Genomic DNA, 20,630 nt, shown 5'->3' with positions numbered 1-20,630 from the left:
GGTTCGGCGCCATGGGCGCAACCGGCGTCAGCTCACCAGTTTCCAGGTTCCGTCCGCTTGGCGGCAGGCGGTGCCCTGCGCCTGTTCCGCCTTGCCGCCGACGTAGATGGTGTGGGTGTATTCGCGGCAGGTCTGGCCGGTCGAACTCTGGTAGGTGCGCTGCGGCACGATCTCGCCGCGGTTGCCGGTCTCCGGGTTGTTCCAGGTGATCGGCGCGTTGCTGGCCACCGCGCGCTCCTCCGCGTCGGCGGCGCGGCGGCTGTCGTTGCCGGTGATGTAGCGGGCCGCCTCGCGGCCGGCCAGCGCGCCCAGGACCGTGCCGATGCCGATGGTCGCCACCTTGCCGGCCCCGCCGCCGAAACGCGAGCCGAGCAGCGCGCCGCCCAGGGCGCCGCCGACGGTGCCGACGGTCTCGCCGGTGTTCATGTTCTCGAACCCACCGCCCGGCGGCTGGCAGGCCGCCAGCGACAGCGCCAGCGCGGCGCAGGTCAGAGTCTTGCGGATGGTCATGCTGCCTCTCCCTTGTGCTGCCCGGAAAACCCTGGGGTCCGGGGTTGGTTCCCGGTGCCTCCCGCCAAGTCCTGATGCCGCCGCGGGGCCCTCGCCGAAAGGGGTGTGGAAGCAATTTGCCGCTTCGCGCGTTTATCCGCCATGACGTTGTTTGACGGGAGGGTTTTTGCGATGAAACGGATGCGCCTGATTGCGGCGGCGCTTGCCATGACGACGCTGCTGGCGGCCTGCAACACGGGCACTGTGCTTGGCGGAGGCGCCGGGGCGGCGGGTGGTTACGCGCTCGGCGGCAAGCGCGGGGCCATCATCGGCGGCTTGGGCGGCGCGGCCATCGGCACGGCGCTCGACAACTGACCGGGGACGGGCGGCGCGGCGTCAGACCCGCGCCGCCTCCCGCGCGCTGGCGCTGAACACGGCCAGCGCGTCGTGCAGTTCGGGCAGCGCGCGCTCGACCGCCAGTTCGCCCTCGCGGATGCAGTCGTCGGCGCGGTCGAACTCCAGCAGGCCGATCTGGCCGAGGCGCGGCGCCACGTGCACGTCCGGCGGCTCGCCGGCGAGGCGTGAGCGCGTGATGCGGTCGGTGATGATGCCGAGCGAGGACACCATCACGCCGAACACGCTGGGACCGTCGTAGTCGCGGCGGAAGATGCGGCGCGCCAGCGCGCCGATGGAGGACAGGCGCGGCGTTTCCGGCGCGTTCTCCCCGATCAGTCCCAGCAGGTCGAAGCCGGCCGCGGTGGGGATCGTGGCGCCCGGCTTGCGCGCCTTGCCCAGGATGTCGGCCGACAGGTTGACGGCGATGATCATCTGCGCGCCGAGCGCCCGGCAGCACGACACCGGCACCGGGTTGACCAGGGCTCCGTCCACCAGCCAGCGCCCGTCCAGCGGCACCGGCGGGAAGACGCCGGGCAGCGAGAAGGACGCGCGCAGGGCGTCCACCAGTTCGCCCTTCTGCAGCCACACCTCGTGTCCGGTGACCAGGTCGGTCGCGGTCGCCGTGAAGGGGACGGGCAGGTCCTCGATGCGGGTGGAACCGAGGTGCCGGCGCATCTCGGCCACCAGCTTGTCGCCGCCGATCAGGCCGCCGCCCTGGCGCAGCCGCAGGTCCAGATAGCCGGCGATCTTCAGCCGGTTGAGGCCGCGCGCCCACTCCTCCAGCGCGTCCAGCTTGCCGGCCAGCGCCACGCCGCCGACCAGCGCGCCCACCGACGAGCCGCAGACCACGTCCGGCTCGATTCCGTAGCGCTTCAGCGCGCGCAGCACGCCGATGTGAGCCCAGCCCCGCGCCACGCCGCCACCCAGGGCCAAGCCGATGCGGGGTTTCGTCCGTGCCGCGCCGCCGTCCATGGGACACCTCCGAAGGGGTACTCCTAATGGAGCGTGACATGCCCGACTCTAATGAGTGGTTAAGGCGCGCCGGTGGACAGGGCGGGCGGTTGTCCGCTATGGCTTCCCGCCATGTGTGAGCGAGGGCAGCGGCTGTGAGCGGCAAGAACACCATCGGCCTCAAAGGCGGCCCCAAAGGCGGCCCCAAAGGCGGCCTCGACGGCGGGACGCGCGCGCTGATGTGGCGCGTCTGGCGGGAGTGGGTGCGGCCGTACCGCGGGCGCCTGATGGTCGCCTTCGCGCTGATGGCGGTGCTGGCGGCGGCGACCGGCGCGTACCCGCTGCTGATCGACCGCTCCTACGCCATGTTCGAGGCGCAGGACCGCACGCAGATGGTGCTGGTGCCGCTGGCGATCATCGTGGTGTCGCTGGTCAAGGCGCTGTCCATGTACGCGCAGACCGTGGTGACGACGGACATCGTGCAGCGCATCCTCACCGACGTGCGCATGGCGATGTTCGGCCACCTGCTGGCCGCCGACATGGCCAGCCTGCACGCGGCGCCGACCGGCTCGCTGACCTCGCGCTTCATCAACGACGTGGACGTGGTGCGCAACGCGCTGTCGCGCACGGTGACCAACCTGGTGCGCGACATCCTGACGGTGATCGCGCTGGTCGGCTCCATGTTCTACCTGGACTGGGTGCTGTCGCTGATCACCTTCCTGGTCTACCCGCTGGCCGCCATGCCGATCGTCAACATCGGCAAGCGGCTGCGCCGCCTGTCCCGCCAGACGCAGGCGCAGATGGGCGACATGACCGCGCTGCTGACCGAGAGCCTGTCCGGCGCCCGCATGGTCAAGACCTACAACCTCGAAGACTACGAGCGCGGTCGCGCCGGCGCGGCGTTCGAGGACAACTACCGCCTGACCATGAAGGCGACGCGCCAGCGCTCCGCCGTCGATCCGATGATGGAGGTGTTGGGCGGCGTCGCGGTGGCCGGGGTGATCGGCTTCGCCGGCTGGCGCATCGCCGGCGGCAGCGGCACGGTGGGCGAGTTCACCGGCTTCATCGGCGCGCTGCTGATCGCGGCGCCGTCGGTGCGGGCGCTCGGCACGCTGAACACCGCGGTGCAGGAGGGCCTCGCCGCCGCGCAGCGCATCTTCGAGCTGATCGACCAGCGCCCGACCATCGTCGAGAAGCCCGGCGCCACGCCACTGGCCGTGGGCCGGGGCGCGGTGCGGCTCGATGGCGTGCGCTTCGCCTACGAGGCGGAGGGCAGCACGCTGAAGGACCTGGGCATCGACGTGGCGCCGGGCACCACGGTGGCGCTGGTCGGGCGCAGCGGGGCCGGCAAGTCCACGGTGTTCAACCTGATCCCGCGGCTCTACGACGTCACCGGCGGCCGGGTGCTGATCGACGGGCAGGACGTGCGCGACGTGACGCTGGCCAGCCTGCGCCGCGCGGTGGCGCTGGTCAGCCAGGACGCCGTGCTGTTCAACGACACGGTGCGCGCCAACATCGCCTTCGGCCGGCCGGGCGCCCCGCTGGACGACATCGTCGCGGCGGCGAAGGCGGCGGCGGCGCATGCCTTCATCGAGAAGCTGCCGGACGGCTACGACACGGTGATCGGCGATCGCGGCACCAAGCTGTCCGGCGGCGAGCGCCAGCGCGTGGCCCTGGCCCGCGCCTTCCTGAAGGACGCCCCGATCCTGCTGCTCGACGAGGCGACCAGCGCGCTCGATTCCGAATCCGAACGGCTGGTGCAGGAGGCGCTGGAGCGCCTGACCCGGGGCCGCACCACGCTGGTCATCGCCCACCGTCTGGCGACGGTGCGCACCGCGCACCAGATCTGCGTGATGGAGGACGGCCGCGTGGTCGAGCGCGGCACGCACGAGGAGCTTCTGGCCGCCGGCGGCACCTACGCGCGGCTGTGCGCGCTGCAGTTCGGCGAGGACGCGCCGGCGTCGGCGTAGCCGCTGTGTGCCCCCTCCACCGCGAAGCGGGGGAGGGATGGGGAGGGGGCAAATGCGTGGCGCGGTTACTCCCGCGCCAGCAGCTTATCGACCACCGTGTTCGCCCATTCCTTGGTGCGGAAGCTCTCCTTGGCGGCGGCCGGGTCGTACACCCGGTCCACCCATTCCCAGAAGTCGATGGGGTGGCGCTCGTTGTAGGCGCGGTACAGCTCGAAGAAATAGTCGAGGATGCCGGTCTTCGCCTGCTTGAAGTGGCCGTACTTCCAGTGCAGCTGCTTCACCGCCTCGTCCAGCGGCGCCTTCTCGTGCACGAACATGTAGAAGGCGGACATGAAGCCGGCGCGGTCGGCGCCCGACTTGCAGTGCATCAGCGCCGGGTACTCGATGCTCTCGAACATGCGCCGGGCGGCGTGCAGCCGGTCCTTGCGCGGCATGTCGCGGGAGTTGATCGGGAAGTCCACCAGGGCGATGCCGGCCTCGCGGCAGGCCTCGGCCTCCAGGATGTAGGAGGCGCAGTCGCGCGAGCCGCGCAGGTTGACGATGGTCTTCACGCCCTCCGCCGCCCAGCGCCGGATGTGCGAGGGCGAGGGCTGCGCCGCGCGCTGCATGTTGCGCGACATCTGGTAGCGGTTCGCGTAGATCAGGCGGAAGCAGGCGTGGTCGATGAACACGCTCTCGACATGGCCGAGCGTGCGCTGCCACGGAGTCTGCATCGTCGCTCGACTGCGCTTGATCTGGTCGGCCAGACCGGCGGCGTACCGGCGCAACAGCCACTTCTTCGCCAACACACACCTCATACCTGCAAGGCCGCCAACATAGGGGGCCCGCGGCCCGCGTCAAGACTTCCGACGCCGCAGGGCGGTCACGGCTTCGCGACGATGCGGCCCTCGACCTTGGGAGACACCGTCCCCAGGGCGGCGACGTACTCCATGGTGATGGTGGCGATCAGCACGGCGCCGGAGGGGTCGATGACCACCTTCGCCCGGGTGAAGGCCTGATAGCCGTCGCCGCCGCGCAGCAGGTAGTCGTTGGTGGCGACCTTGTACGTCGCCCTGGGATCGAGCGGCCTGCCGCCCACCTGCGCCTCGACGACGCGGGTGCCCGACGGCAGCTTCGGGTCGTAGGTGAAGCGGACGCCGGAGACCTGCGGGAAGCGCCCCGCCTTGTCCTCGACCTTGGAGACGCCGTTCTCCAGCACCGACAGCAGGTCGGCGCCGCTCATCTCCACCAGCACGCCGACGTTGCCGAAGGGGTTCTCGGCGAAGAAGTCGCGGCGGCGCAGGTCCGAGCCGGCGGGATACAGCGCGTCGCCGCGCAGCCCGCCGCCGTTGGTGATCGCCGCGTCGGCCTTCAGCGTCTCGCGGAGCGCGTCGGTGATGAGGTTGCCCATGGTCGCCTCGCGGGTGCGCACGGCCTCCTTGCGGCTGTCGAGGTCGGTCAGCGTCTTGCCGATGATGACGTTGAGGTCGTTGTCGAGGCGGTCGGTGTAGCCCTTCACCCGCGCCGCGACCTCCGCGTCCGGCGCCACGCCCGCGGTGGTGACGAGGCGCCACTCCGTCGGCTCGACGGTGGTGCCCGGGCCCTTGTCGGTGGCCTTGGTGGAGACCTTCAGGTCGATCACGCCCAGGAAATGCGCGTCGTAGCCGGCCTTGAGGATCAGCGTGCTGCCTTCGTAGAAGCTGATCGGGTCGTGGTCGTGGCCGCCGAGGATCAGGTCGATGCCCTTCACGTCGTAGGCCAGTTGCCGGTCTTCGGCGATGTCGAGGTGGGTGAGGGCGACGATGACGTGCGCCCCCTCCGCCTTCAGCTGCTTGATGGCCGCCTCGGCGGCGGGCTTCACGTCGGTGAAGGCGACGCCGTCGCCGGGGCTGGACAGCTTGGCGGTCAGCGGCGTCAGCACGCCGAAGAAGCCCACCTTCAGCTCGCCCGCCTGCTTGGTCCAGGTGGCGATCGAGCCGCCGAACGGCTTCCCGTCCTTCCCCAGCACGTTGGTGCCGAGCCAGACGAAACGGGACTCGCCGATGCGCTCGCGCGCCACGTCGGCGCCGAAGTCGAACTCGTGGTTGCCGAACACCGCCGCGTCGGTGCCGATGGCGTTGAACATGTCCACCATCTGCGCGCCCTTGGTCGTGCCCGACATCAGCGACGGCGACAGGAAATCGCCGCCCAGCGTGGTGATGGCCGCCGGGTTGCGCTCGCGCTCGCGCTTCAGCAGGGTCATCAGCTCGGCCATGCCGCCGCGGCCCTTCACCGGGGCGATCTCGTACACGTCGTTGACGTGCAGGAACGTCAGCGTGCCGCTCTGCGCCCACGCCAGGGCGGGCAACAGAGTGGCGACGACGGCGAGGGCGTGGACGAGGGGGCGGAGCATGCGGGCGGTGTCCTCGGTTGGCGGTCGCGCCGGACGGTGGCCGGCGGGTCATCATGCTCAACCCAGCTCCGCCGCACAACCTTCGGTCAGGCTTCCGCTTTCGGCGCTGGGTTGAGGTTGACTTCGACCAGCACGGTGTCGGTCTCGAACACCGCGCTGTGCCACGCGTCGGGGGCGAAGTGGAGCACCATGCCCGGCCGCAGCTCCACGGTGCCCAGCGCGCAGTCGAGCTTTCCGGTGCCCGACAGCACCTGCAGGAACTGCTCGTGCGTATGGCTGTGGCGGGCGGCGACGGTGCCGGCCGCCACGGTGATCATCTTCAGCGAGGCGCCGGCGCCGGCGATCTCCCGCCGCGCGGCGCCGTTGCCGGACTCGGCGGGGACGGCGTCCCAGGTGTAGACGGTGGCCGTGGTCATCGGGTGCCCTCCATGAGACGCGCCAGCCCGTCCGGCGTGTCGACGTCCTCCAGTACGCCGTTGCCGTCCACCTGGATTTCACAGACCTGATCCGCGTTCTCGCCGATCAGGTGCTTGGCGCCCGTGTCGCCGCTGACGCGGGCCATGTCGGCGAAGAAGCGGCGGTCCCACAGCACCGGGTTGCCGCGCCGGCCGTGCGCGACCGGCACGCAGATCGCGCGCCCCTCGGTCGGGTTGTAGGCGGCGATCAGGCGGTCGAGCACGCCGGGCGCCACCGCCGGCATGTCGCCCAGGCAGACCAGCGCGCCGTCCACGTCGGCGGGCAGCGCCGCCAGCCCGACGCGCAGCGAGGTGCTGAGTCCTTCCGCGAAGTCCGGGTTGTGCGCGACCGTCACCGGCCGATCGCCGAGCGCGGCGCGCACCGCGTCGGCCTGATGCCCGGTGACCACCACCACCGGCCGCGCCGAGGAGGCCAGCACCGCGTCGACCGTGCGGGCCAGCAGCGGCGTGCCGTGCACGTCGGCCAGCAATTTGTTGGGCCCGCCCATGCGGCTGGAGCGCCCGGCCGCCAGCACCAGCGCGGCGATGCGGGGTGCGCGCGGCGCCTCCGGCACGCCGGCGCGGGGCAGGCCGCGGGTGGGGATTTCCGCCAGCAGGCCACCGACACCCATGCGCATCACGTCCTCCCGCGAGACCGGCACGCCGGCCGCCATCCGCTGCAGCACCCAGTCGAAGCCGTTCAGCTTCGGCGACCGCGCGCAGCCCGGCAGGCCGAGCACCGGAGTGCTGTCCAGCGCCGCCAGCAGCAGCAGGTTGCCCGGGTCCACCGGCATGCCGAAGTGCTCCACCACGCCGCCGGCCCGCCCGATGGCGGCGGGCAGCACGTCGCGGCGGTCGGTGATGGCGGAGGCGCCGGCGATCAGCAGCAGGTCGAGGCCGAGCGGGCGCGCCGCCTCGATCAGCGCGGCCAGGGCGGCTTCCTCGTGCCGGCAGCGCGCCTCGTGCACCAGCGCGCCGCCCAGAGCCTCCAGCCGCTCGCGGGTGACCGCCACCGTCTTGTCGAGCATCGGCCCTTTGGTGCCGGCCAGCTCGGTCTGCAGCAGGCCGACGCGCATGGGACGGTAGGGAGCGACGCGCAGCGCGGCGCCACCGTCGGCCAGGGCGGCCTCGACCCGCTCGACCACGGCGCGCGGGGCGGCGAAGGGGATGATCTTGACGGTCGCCACCATCTGGCCCGGGGCCACTTGGGCGAAGGCGGGCAGGGTGGCGATGGTGACGGATTCGTCGGCGAGGTTCACCGCCTCCAGCCGCTCGCGGTCCAGCACCACGAGGCCGGCCGCCCCGGCGAACAGGTTGACGCGGCCGGTGAAGGCGGCGGCGGCGCTCAGGTTCTCGCCGCGCAGCGCGGCGGCGACGCGGGTGGCCGCCTCGTCCTCGCCGACGTCGGAAGGCTCCAGGCGGGCGACGGTGACCGTGGCGAAGCCGGCGGCGTCCAGCGCCACGACGTCCTCGGCGCTCAGCACCCGGCCCTTCTTCAGGATCAGGCAGCTCTTGCGCACCGAGTGCACGAGGATCGTACCGGCCGCCTCGGCGACCGGAACCGGGCCGAAATACATGCGCTCCCTCCCGAAACGGCGCTTCCCCTTTGATCTAGAGCGCGTTGCGGCGGGCCGCCACCACCTGGGCGATGATGGACACCGCGATCTCGGCCGGGGTCTCGGCGCCGATGTCGAGGCCGACCGGGGCGTGGATGCGCTTCAGCTCCGCCTCGGTCACTCCCTGTTCGGACAGGCGGTCGAGGCGCTTGGCGTGGGTGCGGTTGCTGCCCAGCGAGCCGACGTAGAACGCCGGCGAGCGCAGCGCCACCATCAGCGCCGGGTCGTCCAGCTTCGCGTCGTGGGTCAGCGTCACCACCGCGGTGCGCGCGTCGATGGCGAGCGCGGCCAGCGCCTCGTCGGGCCAGGAATGGACCAGCTCCACGCCGGGGAAGCGCGCCTCGGTGGCGAAGGCGGCGCGCGGGTCGACCACCGTCACCGCGTAGCCGGCGAGGGCGGCCATGCGCGTCACCAGCTGCGCGATGTGCACGGCGCCGACGACGATCAGGCGCAGCGGCGGGTTGTGGGCGTGCACGAACAGGCGCGGCCCCTCGCCCTCGTAGCCCTCGACGTCGGGAAACTCGACCAGCCCGCTGTGGTCCTGGCGCAGGCGGGCGCGGATCTCGGCGAGGTGGTGCTCCTCCAGGCCGAAGCCGCCGTGCACCGCGTCGTGGAACACCAGGCTCTGCATGCCGGAGGACAGGTCGGTGACCACCGCCACCGGCACCTTGTCCGCCCGCGCCTTCAGCAGGCGGTCCAGGGTGTCGCGCTTCATTCCCCCGTCTTGGGCCACCGCCTCGACGTAGACCTGCACCTTGCCGCCGCAGGCCAGCCCGACTTCCCACGCCATCTCGTCCGTGACGCCGAAGGAGAGCAGGCGCGGCTCGCCGTCCTCCATGGTCTTCTGCGCCTCGTGGACGACGGCGCCCTCGATGCAGCCGCCGGACACCGAGCCGGCCATGGCGCCCGCCTCGTCCACCGCCATGGTGCTTCCCACCGGCCGTGGCGAGGAGCCCCAGGTGGCCACCACCGTGGCCAGCGCCACCCGGCGCCCCTCGGCGCGCCAGCGCGCCGCCTGTTCGAGGATGTCGTCGCTCATGCCCGTTTCCTCAGCCCATTCTATTCTCAGGCCATTCCCTTCAACCACGCCCGCATGCCCCCGTGCCGGCGCGGGCCGGTGCGCTCCAGCGCCCCGGCGAGGTCCGCCAGACTGTTCAGGTTGTGCACCGGCCGGAAGTCATCGACGTGCGGCAACAGTGCCCGCACGCCGGACGATTTCGGCGCGAAGCCCTCCCAGCGCAGCAGCGGGTTCAGCCAGATCAGGCGGCGGCAGCTCTTGTGCAGCCGCTCCGCCTCCCGGCCGAGACCCTCGCCGGCGTCGCGGTCGAGCCCGTCGGTGATCAGCAGCACCACCGCCCCCTGGCCGAGCACGCGGCGCGCCCAGACGCGGTTGAACTCGTGCAGCGTGGCGCCGATCCGGGTTCCGCCGGACCAATCCTGGACGGCTCCCGCCACGGCGTCCAATGCCACGTCCACATCCCTGTGCCGCAGGTGGCGCGTGACGTGGGTGAGGCGCGTGCCGAAGACGAAGCTGTAGACCCGGTCGCGGTCGTTCGACAGCGCGTGCAGGAAGTGCAGCAGCATGCGTGAATACCGGCTCATGGAGCCCGAGATGTCGCACAGCACCACCAGCGGCGGCGGCCGGGTGCGGCGGCGCGAGCGCACCAGCTCCGCCACGTCGCCACCCTGGCGCAGCATGCGGCGCAGCGTGGCGCGTGGGTCGATGCGCGGGCCGGTGGGGTCGAGGCGGTGCCGGCGGGTGGCGGCCTCGGCGACCGGCAGCGCGATGCGGGCCATCAGGCGCTTGGCCTCCGCCAGCTCGTCGGCCGACATCTTCTCGAAGTCCTTGGCCTGCAACAGCTCCCGGTCGGAGACGGTGAAGGCGGCATCGACCTGGATCTCGGTCTTCTCCTGCTCCTCCCCGGCGGCGCCGGGGCCGCGCAGGGCGTCGGCGACGCGGCGCGACAGCTCCTTCTGGTCGGGGGAGGGCGGGACCCGCATGCCCGGCAGCATCATGCCGATCATGCGTTTCAGCAGGTCCGGGTTGCGCCAGAAGACGTGGAACGCCTGATCGAACACCGGCCGCTGGTCGCGTCGGTTGACGAACACAGAATGCAGCGCCCAGTAGAAGTCCCGCCGGTTGCCGAGGCCCACCGCCTCGACCGCCTCCAAGGCCTGCAACACCTTGCCCGGTCCGACCGGCAGGCCGGCGGCGCGCAGCGCGCGGGCGAAGTGCATGAGGTTGGCGGCGAGCCGCGCCTCGCCGATCGGGGAGGCGGGGGAGGTCATGGTGCGCGGGTGGCGGCCAGCTCGGTCTTGACCTGGGCGAGCAGCCGGGCCGCCTCGCTGCCCTGGATGCGGGCGATGTCGTCCTGGTACTTCAGCAGCGTGCCGAGCGTGTCGTTGATGACCGAGGGCTCCAGCTCCAGCTGGTTCAGCTCCACCAGCGCCTGCGCCCAGTCCAGCGTCTCGGCCACGCCCGGCGCCTTGTAGAGGTCCATGGCGCGCAGCCTCTGCACGAAACCCACGACCTGCGCCGCCAGCCGCGCGTCGGCGTTCGGCGCCTTGACGCGCAGGATCTCGCGCTCGCGCTCGGCCGAGGGGTAGTCGACCCAGTGGTAGAAGCAGCGCCGCTTCAGCGCGTCGTGGATCTCGCGCGTGCGGTTGGAGGTGAGGATAACGATGGGCGGCTCCGGCGCCCTGATGGTGCCGAACTCCGGGATCGTCACCTGGAAGTCGGAGAGCACCTCCAGCAGGTACGCCTCGAACGGCTCGTCGGTGCGGTCCAGCTCGTCGATCAGCAGGACGGGAGGGCCGGCGAGATCGGGCTCCAGCGCCTGGAGCAGCGGGCGCTTGATGAGGAACGCGTCGGAGAACAGGTCGGAGGCAAGCGCGTCGCGGTCCCGGTCGCCGGTGGCCTCGGCCAGCCGGATCTCCATCATCTGGCGGGCGTAGTTCCACTCGTAGACGGCGGACGCCACGTCCAGCCCCTCGTAGCATTGCAGGCGCAGCAGACGGCGGCCGAGCGTGCGGGAGAGCACCTTGGCGATCTCGGTCTTGCCGGTGCCGGCCTCGCCCTCCAGGAACAGCGGGCGCCGGAGCTTGAGCGCGAGGTACAGCGCCGTGGACAGCGCGCGGTCGGCGACGTAGTCGCCCCGGCTCAGCAGGTCGAGGGTGGCGTCGACGGAGGTGGGGAGGGGAATCGACATACGGTGATTATAGTGCGGTTGGCGTAAATGTCCCTCCCCTGCCTCCGGCGGGGGAGGGAGGGGACCCGCGAAGCGGGGAGGGTGGGGGCTACCGTCTTTCCAAGGCGCCGCTGCCCCCTCCTAACCTCCCCCGCCGGAGGCGGGGGAGGGACTGGCTTCCTTTACCCGCACGCCTCCACCGCGCGCTTCGCCATGACGGTGACGAGGTGTGCGCGGTACTCCGGGCTGGCGTGGATGTCGCCGTTGAGGCCGTTGGCGCTCACCGCCACGCCGGACAGCGCGTCGGCGCGGAAGTCCTTGGCCAACGCCGCTTCCATGTCCGTTGCGCGGAAGACGCTCGGCCCGGCGCCGGTCACCGCGACGCGGACCTCGCTCCCGAACCGCGCCACGAAGACGCCGACGATGGCGTAGCGGCTGGCCGGGTTGCGGAACTTGGCGTAGGCCGCCTTGTCCGGCGCCTGGAAGCGTACGCCGGCGATGACCTCGCCGGGGTTCAGCGCGGTCTCGAACATGCCGGTGAAGAAGTCGTCGCCGGCGATCTCGCGCTGGTCGGTCTTCACCGTGCCCTTGAGCGCCACCACGGCCGCGGGGTAGTCGGCCGCCGGGTCGGCGTTGGCGATCGAGCCGCCGAGCGTGCCCAGCGCCCGCACCTGCCGGTCGCCGATGTGCACGGCGAGGTCGGCGAGCGCCGGGATGCGGCGCTTCACCAGATCGCTGGCCGCCACCTCGGCGTGGCGGGCGAAGGCGCCGATGAACAGGGCGCTGCCGTCCTCGCTGATGCCCTTCAGCTCCGGCACCTTGGACAGGTCGATCAGCTCGGTCGGGCGGGCGAGCCGCTGCTTGAGCGTGGGCAGCAGCGTCTGGCCGCCGGCGAGGATCTTGCCCTCCTCGGCCTTGCCCAACAGGGACACCGCTTCCGCCAGCGAGGCCGGGCGGCGGTATTCGAAGGCGTACATGGTCTTTCCTCCTTATTCCGCCGCCATGGCCGGGCGGGACTGGTTGATGGCGCGCCAGACCTTCTCGGGCGTGGCGGGCATGTCCATGTGGGTGACGCCGTGCTCGGCCAGCGCGTCGACGACGGCGTTCATCACCGCCGCCGCGGCGCCGATGGTGCCGGCCTCGCCGCAGCCCTTCACGCCCAGCGGGTTGTGCGTGCAGGGCTGGTCCTCGTGCCAGCTCACCTGGAACGACGGCACGTCGTGGGCGCGCGGCATGCAGTAGTCCATGTAGGAGCCGGTGATCAGCTGTCCGGTGTCCTCGTCGTAGACGCAGTTCTCGAACAAGGCCTGCCCGATGCCCTGGACGATGCCGCCGTGCACCTGCCCCTCGACGATCAGCGGATTGATGACGCGGCCGAAATCGTCCACCGCGCTGAAGCTCTCCACCGACACCACGCCGGTGTCCGGGTCGATCTCCACCTCGCAGACGTGGCAGCCGTTGGGGTAGGTGAAGTTCTTCGGGTCGTAGAACGCCTGCTCGTCCAGCCCCGGCTCCAGCTCGTCGAGCGGGAAGTTGTGCGGGACGTAGGCGGCCAGCGCGATGTCGCCGATGCCGACGCTCTTGTCGGTGCCGGCGACGGTGAAGCGGCCGTCCTTCACCTCGATGTCGGCCTCGGCGGCCTCCATCAGGTGCGCGGCGATCTTGCGGGCCTTGCGCTCGACCTTGTCCATCGCCTTGACCAGCGCCGAGCCGCCGACCGCCAGCGAGCGCGAGCCGTAGGTGCCCATGCCGAACGGCACCTTGGCGGTGTCGCCGTGCACGATCTCGACGTTCTCGATGGGGATGCCGAAGCGCTCGGCGACGATCTGCGCGAAGGTCGTCTCGTGCCCCTGGCCGTGGCTGTGCGAGCCGGTGAACACCGTCACCGAGCCGGTGGGGTGGAAGCGCACCTCCGCGGACTCGTAGAGGCCGGCGCGGGCCCCCAGGGCGCCCGCCACGTTGGACGGGGCGATGCCGCAGGCCTCGATGTAGGTGGCGAAGCCGATGCCGCGCAGCTTGCCGCGCGTGGCGGCCTCGGCCTTGCGCCGGGCGAAGCCGGCGTAGTCCACCGCCGGCAGCGCCATGTCGAGGTTCTTGGCGAAGTCGCCGGTGTCGTACTGCAGCGCCACCGGCGTCTGGTAGGGCATGGCGTCGGCCGGCACGAAGTTGCGGCGGCGGATCTCCGTCTTGTCGATGCCCATCTCGCGCGCCGCGGTCTCGACCAGACGCTCGATCAGGTAGCACGCCTCGGGGCGGCCGGCGCCACGGTAGGCGTCGACCGGCGCGGTGTTGGTGAACAGCGCCTTCACCTCGGCGTAGATCGCCGGCGTCCTGTACTGGCCGGCCAGCAGCGTGGCGTACAGGTAGGTCGGGATCGAGGTCGAGAAGGTGGACAGGTACGCGCCCATGTTCGCCAGGGTCGACACCTTCAGCGCCAGGAAATTGCCGTCCTTGTCCAGCGCCAGCTCGGCGTGGGTGAGGTGGTCGCGGCCGTGCGCGTCGGACAGGAAGCTCTCCGAGCGCTCGGCGGTCCACTTCACCGGGCGGCCGACCTTCTTCGCCGCCCAGGTGACGATGGCCTCCTCGCCGTAGTGGAAGATCTTCGAGCCGAAGCCGCCGCCGACGTCCGGCGCCACCACGCGCAGCTTGTGTTCGGGGATGCCCAGCACGAAGGCGCCCATCAGCAGGCGGATCACGTGCGGGTTCTGCGAGGTGGTGGTCAGCGTGTAATCGCCGTTCGCCGCGTCGTACTCGCCGAGTGCCGCGCGCGGCTCCATGGCGTTGGGGACGAGGCGGTTGTTGACGAGGTCGAGCTTGGTGACGTGCGCGGCCTGCGCGAACGCGGCGTCCACCGCCGCGGCGTCGCCCAGGTGCCAGTCGTAGCACACGTTGTCCGGCACATCGTCGTGCACCGGTGCGGCGCTTCCGCCGGTGGCCTGCCGCAGCGAGACGACCGCCGGCAGGTCCTCGTAATCGACGTCGATCAGCTCGGCCGCGTCCTTGGCCTGCTCGCGGGTTTCGGCGATGACCACCGCGACGATGTCGCCGACGTAGCGCGCCTTGTCGCGGGCGATGGGGAAGTGCGGCGGCTCCTTCATCGGTGAGCCGTCCTTGGAGTGGATCAGCCAGCCGCAGGGCAGGGAGTTCACGTTGTCGGCGGCCATGTCGGCGCCGCTGAACACCGCCACCACGCCCGGCGCCTTCAGCGCTTCCGCCGCGTCGATGCCGCGGATGCGCGCGTGCGCGTAGGGCGAGCGCAGCATGTGGACGTGGGTCTGGTTCGGCCGCTTGATGTCCTCGGTGTAGGTGCCGCGCCCGGTCAGGAAGCGCTGGTCCTCGCGGCGGCGCACGGACGCGCCGATCCCGGTGGGGTTCGCCATCGCACAAGTCCTCCCATGAAGCCGTTTGTCGTTACTCGGCCGCGGCTGCGGCGGGCTCGCCGGAGCGCATCGCCTCCGCTCCCGCCAGCACCGCCTTGACGATGTTGTGGTAGCCGGTGCAGCGGCAGATGTTGCCCTCCAGCCCCTCGCGGACCTCCGACTCGGACGGGCTCGGGTTGTCCTTCACCAGATCCACCGCGCTCATCACCATGCCGGGCGTGCAGAAGCCGCATTGCAGGCCGTGATGCTCGCGGAAGGCCGCCTGCATCGGGTGCAGCGTGCCGTCGGCCGCCGCCAGCCCTTCGATGGTGGTGACGCTGGCGCCCTCGGCCTGGACGGCCAGCATGGTGCAGGACTTGACCGAGCGGCCGTCCACGTGGACGACGCAGGCGCCGCACTGGCTGGTGTCGCAGCCGACGTGCGTGCCGGTGAGGGCGAGGTGTTCGCGCAGGAAGTGGACGAGCAGGGTGCGCTCCTCGACCTCGCGCGTGACCGCCTTGCCGTTGACGGTCATGGTGACGGTGCAGGACATGCGTGGACTCCCTCCCTTGTGCCTTCGGGCCTTTGTGCAAGGATAGGGTGCCGGCCCCGACCAAGGTCAAGCCACCGTACGGAATATACCGTCCCCCCAACTTGTGGTCTTCCACACTGGCGGAGCGCGTCCGGGCGGGGTACATTCGGGTCCGAACAATCCTTATCGCGAAGAACGCGTACAAAAAATACGGAGGGAGGTACCGCGATGAAGCGTTTCGCTGCAGCGCTCGGAGTCTGTCTGGCCGTCGCCGCCCCGGCGCACGCCAATGAGTTCATCACCGTCCTGACCGGGGGCACCAGCGGCGTCTACTACCCGCTGGGCGTGGCGCTGAACGGCATCTACTCCAAGGCGATCTCGAGCGCCAAGATCACCGTGCAGGCGACCAAGGCGTCGGTGGAGAACCTGAACCTGCTGCAGGCCGGCCGCGGCGAGATCGCCTTCACCCTCGGTGATTCGCTGTCCGACGCGTGGAAGGGCCGCGAGGAGGCGGGCTTCAAGGCCAAGCTGGACAAGCTGCGCAGCGTCGCCGGCATCTACCCCAACTACATCCAGATCGTCGCCGCCAAGGATTCCGGCATCAAGACGCTGGCCGACCTGAAGGGCAAGCGCGTGTCGGTCGGCGCCCCGAAGTCGGGCACCGAGCTGAACGCCCGCGCCATCTTCAGCGCCGCCGGCATGAGCTACAACGACTTCGCCAAGACCGAGTACCTGCCCTTCGCCGAATCCGTCGACCTGATGAAGAACCGGCAGCTCGACGCGACGCTGATCTCCGCCGGGCTGGGCGTGGCGGCGGTGCGCGACCTCGCCACATCGCAGGAGATCACCGTGGTCGCGGTGCCGCCCGACGTCATCCAGAAGGTCGGCGACCCCGCCTACATCTCCGAGACCGTGCCGGCCGGCACCTACAACGGCCAGACCGAAGCGGTGCCGACGGCGGCCGTGCGCAACTTCCTGGTCACGCACGCCGGCGTGCCGGAGGCGTCGGTCTACGCCATGACCAAGGCGATGTACGAGAACCTCGACAACCTGACCGCCGCGCACGCCGCGGCCAAGCAGATCAAGCTGGAGGCGGACGCCGCCAAGGCGCCCATCCCGCTGCATCCGGGGGCCGAGAAGTTCTACAAGGAAAAGGGGCTGCTGAAGTAAGCCGCGCCCCGACAGGAACGGCCCCATGACCGCCGCACCCGCTTCGTCCGCGCAGAACGAAGACGTCAAGATCCGTCAGGCCATCGACCGCGAGAACCCCGCCACCGTGGTGGCGTTCGAGGGGGTGGCGGGCAAGGTCGTCTTCATCATCGCCGTGCTGTTTTCCGTGTTCCAGGTGTGGACGGCGGCGTTCAACCCGCTGTCCAGCCTGGTGGTGCGGTCGATCCACGTCGGCTTCCTGCTGCTGATGACCTACACGCTGTTCGGGTTCCGCCAGACCGAACGGCGGACCATTCCCTGGTACGACTGGGCGCTGGGCATCCTCGCCTTCGTGCTCAGCCTGTACCACTGGTGGTTCGAGGCGGACCTCATCCAGCGCTCGGGCGACCCGAGCACCACCGACCTCGTGGTCGGCGTGCTGGTGATCGCCCTGGTGTTCGAGGGGGCGCGGCGCATCATGGGGTGGGTGCTGCCGATCATGTGCGGCGTGTTCATCCCGTACGCGCTGTTCGGCCGCCATCTGCCCTTCGGCCTCGGGCACCGCGGCTACGACATCGACCAGGTGATCGACAACCTGTACCTGTCCACCGAGGGCATCTACGGCACGCCCACCTTCGTGTCGGCGACCTACATCTTCCTGTTCATCCTGTTCGGCGCCTTCCTGGAGCGCGCCGGCATGATCAAGCTGTTCAACGACGTCTCGCTCGGCCTCGTCGGCCACGCCAAGGGCGGGCCGGCCAAGGTGGCCGTGATCTCGTCCGGCCTGATGGGCACCATCAACGGCTCGGGCGTCGCCAACGTGCTGACGACCGGGCAGTTCACCATCCCGCTGATGATGCGCTTCGGATACCGCCCCGCCTTCGCCGGCGCGGTGGAGGCGACGGCCAGCATGGGCGGGCAGCTGATGCCGCCGGTGATGGGCGCCGCCGCCTTCATCATGGCGGAGACCATCGGCGTTCCCTACAGCGAGGTGGCGCTGGCCGCCGCGATCCCGGCGATCCTGTACTTCGGCAGCGCCTTCTGGATGGTCCATCTGGAGGCCGGGCGGCGCAACCTCGTCGGCCTGCCGAGCTCCGAGTGCCCGAGCGCCATGAAGGCGGTGATCGAGGGCTGGTACCTGATGCTGCCGCTGGCGGCACTGGTGTACCTGCTGTTCTCCGGCTTCACGCCGCTGTTCGCCGGCGTGATGGGGCTGGCGGCGACGGCGGCGCTGATCCTCGGGTCGCGTCTGGCCATGCGGTTCGGGACGATGGTGTTGCGGGTGGCGTTCTGGGTGCTGCTCGGCGTCGCCGCCGCGGCCCTGTGGCGGGTGGGCCTGCGCACCGAGCACGTGGCGTTCGCCCTGGTGGCTCTGCTCGCCCTGGTCTGCCTGGCCTTCCGCGACGGGCGGGAGAGCGTCGCCCTGCTCATCCAGAGCCTCGCCGACGGCGCCAAGAACGCGGTGGGCGTCGGCGTCGCCTGCGCGCTGGTCGGCGTGCTGATCGGCATCATGCAGCTGACCGGGCTGTCCTCGGGCTTTGCGGCCATGGTCGTGGATTTCTCCGGTGGAAACCTGCTGCTGGCGCTGCTGCTGACCATGGTGGCCTCCATCGTGCTGGGCACCGGCCTGCCGACCACGGCCAACTACATCGTCATGGCGGCGATCACGGCCCCGGCGCTGAAGCTGATGGGCGTGGATCTGATCGTCTCGCACATGTTCGTCTTCTACTTCGGCATCATGGCCGACCTGACGCCGCCGGTGGCGCTGGCGGCGCTCGCCGCGTCGTCGATCTGCCGGGCCGACCACATGGAGATCGGCTGGATCGCCACCCGCGTCGCCATGGCCGGCTACGTGGTGCCGTTCATGGCGGTGTACGACCCGGCGCTGATGCTGCAGACCGACAACTGGTTCAACGTCGCCTACATGGTCGTCAAGGCGTGCATCGCCATCGCGCTGTGGGGAGCCGCCACCATCGGCTACTTCTGGACGCCGCTGAACTGGGCCGAGCGCATCATCGCCGCCGGCGCCGCGTTCCTCTTCGTCCTGGCGGTGCCGTGGACCGACGAGGCGGGCTTCGCCGCGACCGCGGCCTTCATGGCGTGGCAATGGTGGCGGGAGCGTCAGCTGGTCGTTCCCGCGCGATGAGCAGCCTTTGCTTGGCGCTGGCCGGGGCCGCGACGGTCCTGGCCAGCGTTCCGGCCGACCGCTTCACTCTGTCCTGGACCCATTCGATCGAGCGGACGGAGTGGCGCGAGGAGTGGCGGATCACCGACGGCGGGCTGGTCCTGGAAACGGCGCGCGTGAAAGGGGGAGGGGCCGGGGTCGAGCCGCCGCCGGACGCACGCGTCGAGGACGGCTGGATCGTCTGGCATCCGACGGTGCCGCCGCAGCCGCGGGTGGTGCTCGCGGCGTCCGCGCACACCGCCGACCACCAGCTGTGCGCCGCCGGGCAGTGCCGAGCCCTGCACGACTGGACCGGCGTCAGCGGCAGTCCGATCGAAATGCGGCCGTGCCCGTAGTTTCCGGCTTGGCTCACGCTGCCGCGGACTCCATACTTCCAACCCAACGGATTACCCCGATTTCCCGATGACCGACGCCATCCGACGCCGCGCTGTTCGCCCCCGCCTGCTGCCGGGGCTCGCCTTCCTCGCAACGCTCGCCCTACCGGCGCTGGCGATGGCTGCCGAAGTCCCGCACCTCGACGGCCGCGAACTGGGGCCGCTCTGGGTGGTGCCGTTCGTCGGCGTGCTGCTGTCCATTGCCGTCCTGCCGCTGGCGGCGCCGATGATCTGGCACCACCATTTCGGCAAGATCACCGCCGGCTGGACTCTCGCCTTCCTGATCCCGTTCGCGATGCGCTACGGCCTCGACCTGACGGCGACCGAGGTGCTGCACACGGTGCTGCTGGAGTACATCCCGTTCATCGTTCTGCTGACGGCGCTGTTCACCGTGGCCGGCGGCGTGCGGCTGAAAGGCGCGCTGGTCGGCACGCCGCTCGCCAACACGGTGGGGCTGGCGCTGGGCACGGCGCTGGCGAGCCTCATGGGCACCACCGGCGCGTCCATGCTGCTGATCCGGCCGCTGCTGCGCGCCAACGACCAGCGGCGCTACAAGGTGCACACCGTCGTCTTCTTCATCTTCCTGGTCGCCAACATCGGCGGCTCGCTGACTCCGCTCGGCGACCCACCGCTGTTCCTGGGGTTCCTGAAGGGCGTCAGCTTCTTCTGGCCGACCACGCACCTGATCGCACCGGCGGCCTTCGCCGCGGCGATTCTGCTGGTGGTGTACTTCATCACCGACTGGGTCCTCTACGCCCGCGAGGGCGGCACGGAGCCGCTGACCGAGGAGTTCAAGGAACCGCTGGCCATCGAGGGCAAGGTGAACTTCCTGCTGCTCGGCGCCATCGTCGGCGCGGTGCTGCTGAGCGGCGTCTGGCACCCCGGTGGCGGGCTCGACGTGATGGGCGTCGTGCTGCCGTGGGAGAGCATCGCCAGCCAGGCGCTGCTGCTGCTCATCACCGGCCTGTCGCTGCACCTCACCGAGTCCGAGAGCCGGCGGATGAACGCCTTCTCCTGGGGGCCGATGGTGGAGGTGGCGAAGCTGTTCGCCGGCATCTTCCTGACCATGATCCCGGCGCTGGCCATCCTGCGCGCCGGCACCGAGGGCTCGCTGGGCGCCATCATCGCCGCGGTCAACCACGACGGCCAGCCCGTGCCGGCGGCGTACTTCTGGGCGTCGGGCATCCTGTCGAGCTTCCTCGACAACGCGCCGACGTATCTCGTGTTCTTCAACACCGCGGGCGGCGACGCCGTGCACCTGATGGGCGAATGGGCGCCGACGCTGACCGCCATCTCGGCCGGGTCGGTGTTCATGGGCGCCAACAGCTACATCGGCAACGCGCCCAACTTCATGGTCAAGGCCATTGCCGAGGAGCGCGGCGTGAAGATGCCCAGCTTCTTCGGCTACATGGCGTGGTCGTGCGGCATCCTGGTGCCGCTGTTCGGGCTGATCACCCTGGTGTTCTTCCGGTAGTGCCCGCGGTGGATTCGGCGCGCCCGCAAGGGGGGCTGCAAGCCCCCTTTACAGGCACGCCCGAACGGGCTAGGATTTAGATCCGCTATCTGGGATCTATGTCCGTGTCGCTAAGGAACGA

Annotated in this window: 18 protein-coding genes and 1 pseudogene; 6 read left to right on the top strand and 13 right to left on the bottom strand. The window is 70.6% G+C overall.

Annotated features, from left to right (window positions below; genetic code table 11):
- Window positions 1–27: 27 nt before the first annotated feature.
- A complete protein-coding gene (locus tag ACRWK7_RS12070) occupies window positions 28–510 on the bottom strand; it encodes an RT0821/Lpp0805 family surface protein (RefSeq protein WP_431856462.1) in 483 nt (160 codons plus the stop codon).
- 171 nt (window positions 511–681) lie between these two features.
- Between ACRWK7_RS12070 and ACRWK7_RS12065 the strand changes: the two genes are divergently transcribed.
- Window positions 682–864, top strand: a complete 183-nt coding sequence (locus ACRWK7_RS12065) for a hypothetical protein (RefSeq protein WP_431856461.1) — start codon at window positions 682–684, stop codon at window positions 862–864.
- Window positions 865–885: 21 nt separating this feature from the next.
- Here the strand turns inward: ACRWK7_RS12065 and ACRWK7_RS12060 are convergent, their stop codons facing one another.
- Window positions 886–1,857, bottom strand: a complete 972-nt coding sequence (locus ACRWK7_RS12060; RefSeq protein WP_431856460.1) for a patatin-like phospholipase family protein — start codon at window positions 1,855–1,857, stop codon at window positions 886–888.
- A gap of 134 nt (window positions 1,858–1,991) precedes the next feature.
- On the opposite strand from ACRWK7_RS12060, the gene ACRWK7_RS12055 reads away from it, so the two are divergent.
- Window positions 1,992–3,806, top strand: coding sequence for an ABC transporter ATP-binding protein (locus ACRWK7_RS12055; protein ID WP_431856459.1), 1,815 nt, complete (start codon window positions 1,992–1,994; stop codon window positions 3,804–3,806).
- A 65-nt stretch (window positions 3,807–3,871) separates the two neighbouring features.
- On the opposite strand, the gene ACRWK7_RS12050 is transcribed toward ACRWK7_RS12055, so the two are convergent.
- From ACRWK7_RS12050 to ACRWK7_RS12000, 11 genes and pseudogenes are all read right to left on the bottom strand, one after another.
- Window positions 3,872–4,594 carry a fused DSP-PTPase phosphatase/NAD kinase-like protein gene (locus ACRWK7_RS12050; protein WP_431856458.1) on the bottom strand — a complete coding sequence of 241 codons (723 nt, stop codon included), beginning with the start codon at window positions 4,592–4,594 and terminating at the stop codon, window positions 3,872–3,874.
- 74 nt (window positions 4,595–4,668) lie between these two features.
- On the bottom strand, window positions 4,669–6,177 hold the full coding sequence (locus tag ACRWK7_RS12045) for a bifunctional metallophosphatase/5'-nucleotidase (RefSeq protein ID WP_431856457.1): 1,509 nt from the start codon (window positions 6,175–6,177) through the stop codon (window positions 4,669–4,671).
- Between the two features lie 86 nt (window positions 6,178–6,263).
- Window positions 6,264–6,593: a cupin domain-containing protein gene (locus ACRWK7_RS12040; protein WP_431856456.1), complete on the bottom strand. Its 330-nt coding sequence runs from the start codon at window positions 6,591–6,593 to the stop codon at window positions 6,264–6,266.
- On the bottom strand, window positions 6,590–8,209 hold the full coding sequence (locus ACRWK7_RS12035; RefSeq protein ID WP_431856454.1) for an NTP transferase domain-containing protein: 1,620 nt from the start codon (window positions 8,207–8,209) through the stop codon (window positions 6,590–6,592). Before ACRWK7_RS12035 ends, ACRWK7_RS12040 begins: the two co-directional genes overlap by 4 nt.
- A gap of 34 nt (window positions 8,210–8,243) precedes the next feature.
- Window positions 8,244–8,963: an XdhC family protein gene (locus tag ACRWK7_RS12030; RefSeq protein WP_431856548.1), complete on the bottom strand. Its 720-nt coding sequence runs from the start codon at window positions 8,961–8,963 to the stop codon at window positions 8,244–8,246.
- A gap of 15 nt (window positions 8,964–8,978) precedes the next feature.
- Window positions 8,979–9,287 (bottom strand): annotated as a pseudogene (locus ACRWK7_RS12025) (XdhC family protein); the annotation flags it as partial.
- A 26-nt stretch (window positions 9,288–9,313) separates the two neighbouring features.
- The gene (locus tag ACRWK7_RS12020) at window positions 9,314–10,537 is read right to left on the bottom strand and encodes a vWA domain-containing protein (RefSeq protein ID WP_431856453.1); all 1,224 of its coding nucleotides are present in this window, start codon (window positions 10,535–10,537) and stop codon (window positions 9,314–9,316) included.
- The gene (locus tag ACRWK7_RS12015) at window positions 10,534–11,457 is read right to left on the bottom strand and encodes an AAA family ATPase (RefSeq protein ID WP_431856452.1); all 924 of its coding nucleotides are present in this window, start codon (window positions 11,455–11,457) and stop codon (window positions 10,534–10,536) included. Before ACRWK7_RS12015 ends, ACRWK7_RS12020 begins: the two co-directional genes overlap by 4 nt.
- A 161-nt stretch (window positions 11,458–11,618) precedes the next feature.
- Window positions 11,619–12,413 (bottom strand): FAD binding domain-containing protein, encoded by a 795-nt coding sequence (locus ACRWK7_RS12010; RefSeq protein ID WP_431856451.1) that lies wholly within the window; start codon window positions 12,411–12,413, stop codon window positions 11,619–11,621.
- A gap of 12 nt (window positions 12,414–12,425) precedes the next feature.
- Complete coding sequence (locus ACRWK7_RS12005) at window positions 12,426–14,816, bottom strand: xanthine dehydrogenase family protein molybdopterin-binding subunit (RefSeq protein WP_431856450.1); 2,391 nt, start codon at window positions 14,814–14,816, stop codon at window positions 12,426–12,428.
- Window positions 14,817–14,847: 31 nt separating this feature from the next.
- Window positions 14,848–15,348, bottom strand: coding sequence for a (2Fe-2S)-binding protein (locus tag ACRWK7_RS12000; protein ID WP_431856449.1), 501 nt, complete (start codon window positions 15,346–15,348; stop codon window positions 14,848–14,850).
- A 207-nt stretch (window positions 15,349–15,555) separates the two neighbouring features.
- On the opposite strand from ACRWK7_RS12000, the gene ACRWK7_RS11995 reads away from it, so the two are divergent.
- The 4 genes from ACRWK7_RS11995 to ACRWK7_RS11980 all read left to right on the top strand — a co-directional run bounded on the left by ACRWK7_RS11995 (window position 15,556) and on the right by ACRWK7_RS11980 (window position 20,509).
- Window positions 15,556–16,497, top strand: coding sequence for a TAXI family TRAP transporter solute-binding subunit (locus tag ACRWK7_RS11995; protein ID WP_431856448.1), 942 nt, complete (start codon window positions 15,556–15,558; stop codon window positions 16,495–16,497).
- A gap of 25 nt (window positions 16,498–16,522) precedes the next feature.
- Window positions 16,523–18,622, top strand: a complete 2,100-nt coding sequence (locus ACRWK7_RS11990; RefSeq protein ID WP_431856447.1) for a TRAP transporter permease — start codon at window positions 16,523–16,525, stop codon at window positions 18,620–18,622.
- The gene (locus ACRWK7_RS11985; RefSeq protein WP_431856446.1) at window positions 18,619–18,996 is read left to right on the top strand and encodes a DUF1850 domain-containing protein; all 378 of its coding nucleotides are present in this window, start codon (window positions 18,619–18,621) and stop codon (window positions 18,994–18,996) included. The genes ACRWK7_RS11990 and ACRWK7_RS11985 overlap by 4 nt, the downstream gene beginning before the upstream one ends.
- 67 nt (window positions 18,997–19,063) lie before the next feature.
- Entirely contained in the window at window positions 19,064–20,509 is a 1,446-nt protein-coding gene (locus ACRWK7_RS11980) for a sodium:proton antiporter (RefSeq protein ID WP_431856445.1), read from the top strand.
- The last annotated feature ends 121 nt before the right edge of the window (window positions 20,510–20,630 follow it).

This window comes from Azospirillum sp. (assembly GCF_050789165.1).
Note: the sequence above shows the minus strand (reverse complement) of the source record. Positions and strands in the feature narration are given on the sequence as shown.

Coding starts and splice junctions, on each gene's coding strand:
- ACRWK7_RS12065 (WP_431856461.1), top strand. CDS start 682: ATGAAACGGATGCGCCTGATTGCGGCGGCGCTTGCCATGACGACGCTG.
- ACRWK7_RS12060 (WP_431856460.1), bottom strand. CDS start 1,857: ATGGACGGCGGCGCGGCACGGACGAAACCCCGCATCGGCTTGGCCCTG.
- ACRWK7_RS11985 (WP_431856446.1), top strand. CDS start 18,619: ATGAGCAGCCTTTGCTTGGCGCTGGCCGGGGCCGCGACGGTCCTGGCC.
- ACRWK7_RS12040 (WP_431856456.1), bottom strand. CDS start 6,593: ATGACCACGGCCACCGTCTACACCTGGGACGCCGTCCCCGCCGAGTCC.
- ACRWK7_RS12000 (WP_431856449.1), bottom strand. CDS start 15,348: ATGTCCTGCACCGTCACCATGACCGTCAACGGCAAGGCGGTCACGCGC.
- ACRWK7_RS11995 (WP_431856448.1), top strand. CDS start 15,556: ATGAAGCGTTTCGCTGCAGCGCTCGGAGTCTGTCTGGCCGTCGCCGCC.
- ACRWK7_RS11980 (WP_431856445.1), top strand. CDS start 19,064: ATGACCGACGCCATCCGACGCCGCGCTGTTCGCCCCCGCCTGCTGCCG.
- ACRWK7_RS12015 (WP_431856452.1), bottom strand. CDS start 11,457: ATGTCGATTCCCCTCCCCACCTCCGTCGACGCCACCCTCGACCTGCTG.
- ACRWK7_RS12005 (WP_431856450.1), bottom strand. CDS start 14,816: ATGGCGAACCCCACCGGGATCGGCGCGTCCGTGCGCCGCCGCGAGGAC.
- ACRWK7_RS12035 (WP_431856454.1), bottom strand. CDS start 8,209: ATGTATTTCGGCCCGGTTCCGGTCGCCGAGGCGGCCGGTACGATCCTC.
- ACRWK7_RS12070 (WP_431856462.1), bottom strand. CDS start 510: ATGACCATCCGCAAGACTCTGACCTGCGCCGCGCTGGCGCTGTCGCTG.
- ACRWK7_RS12030 (WP_431856548.1), bottom strand. CDS start 8,963: ATGAAGCGCGACACCCTGGACCGCCTGCTGAAGGCGCGGGCGGACAAG.
- ACRWK7_RS12010 (WP_431856451.1), bottom strand. CDS start 12,413: ATGTACGCCTTCGAATACCGCCGCCCGGCCTCGCTGGCGGAAGCGGTG.
- ACRWK7_RS12045 (WP_431856457.1), bottom strand. CDS start 6,177: ATGCTCCGCCCCCTCGTCCACGCCCTCGCCGTCGTCGCCACTCTGTTG.
- ACRWK7_RS11990 (WP_431856447.1), top strand. CDS start 16,523: ATGACCGCCGCACCCGCTTCGTCCGCGCAGAACGAAGACGTCAAGATC.
- ACRWK7_RS12020 (WP_431856453.1), bottom strand. CDS start 10,537: ATGACCTCCCCCGCCTCCCCGATCGGCGAGGCGCGGCTCGCCGCCAAC.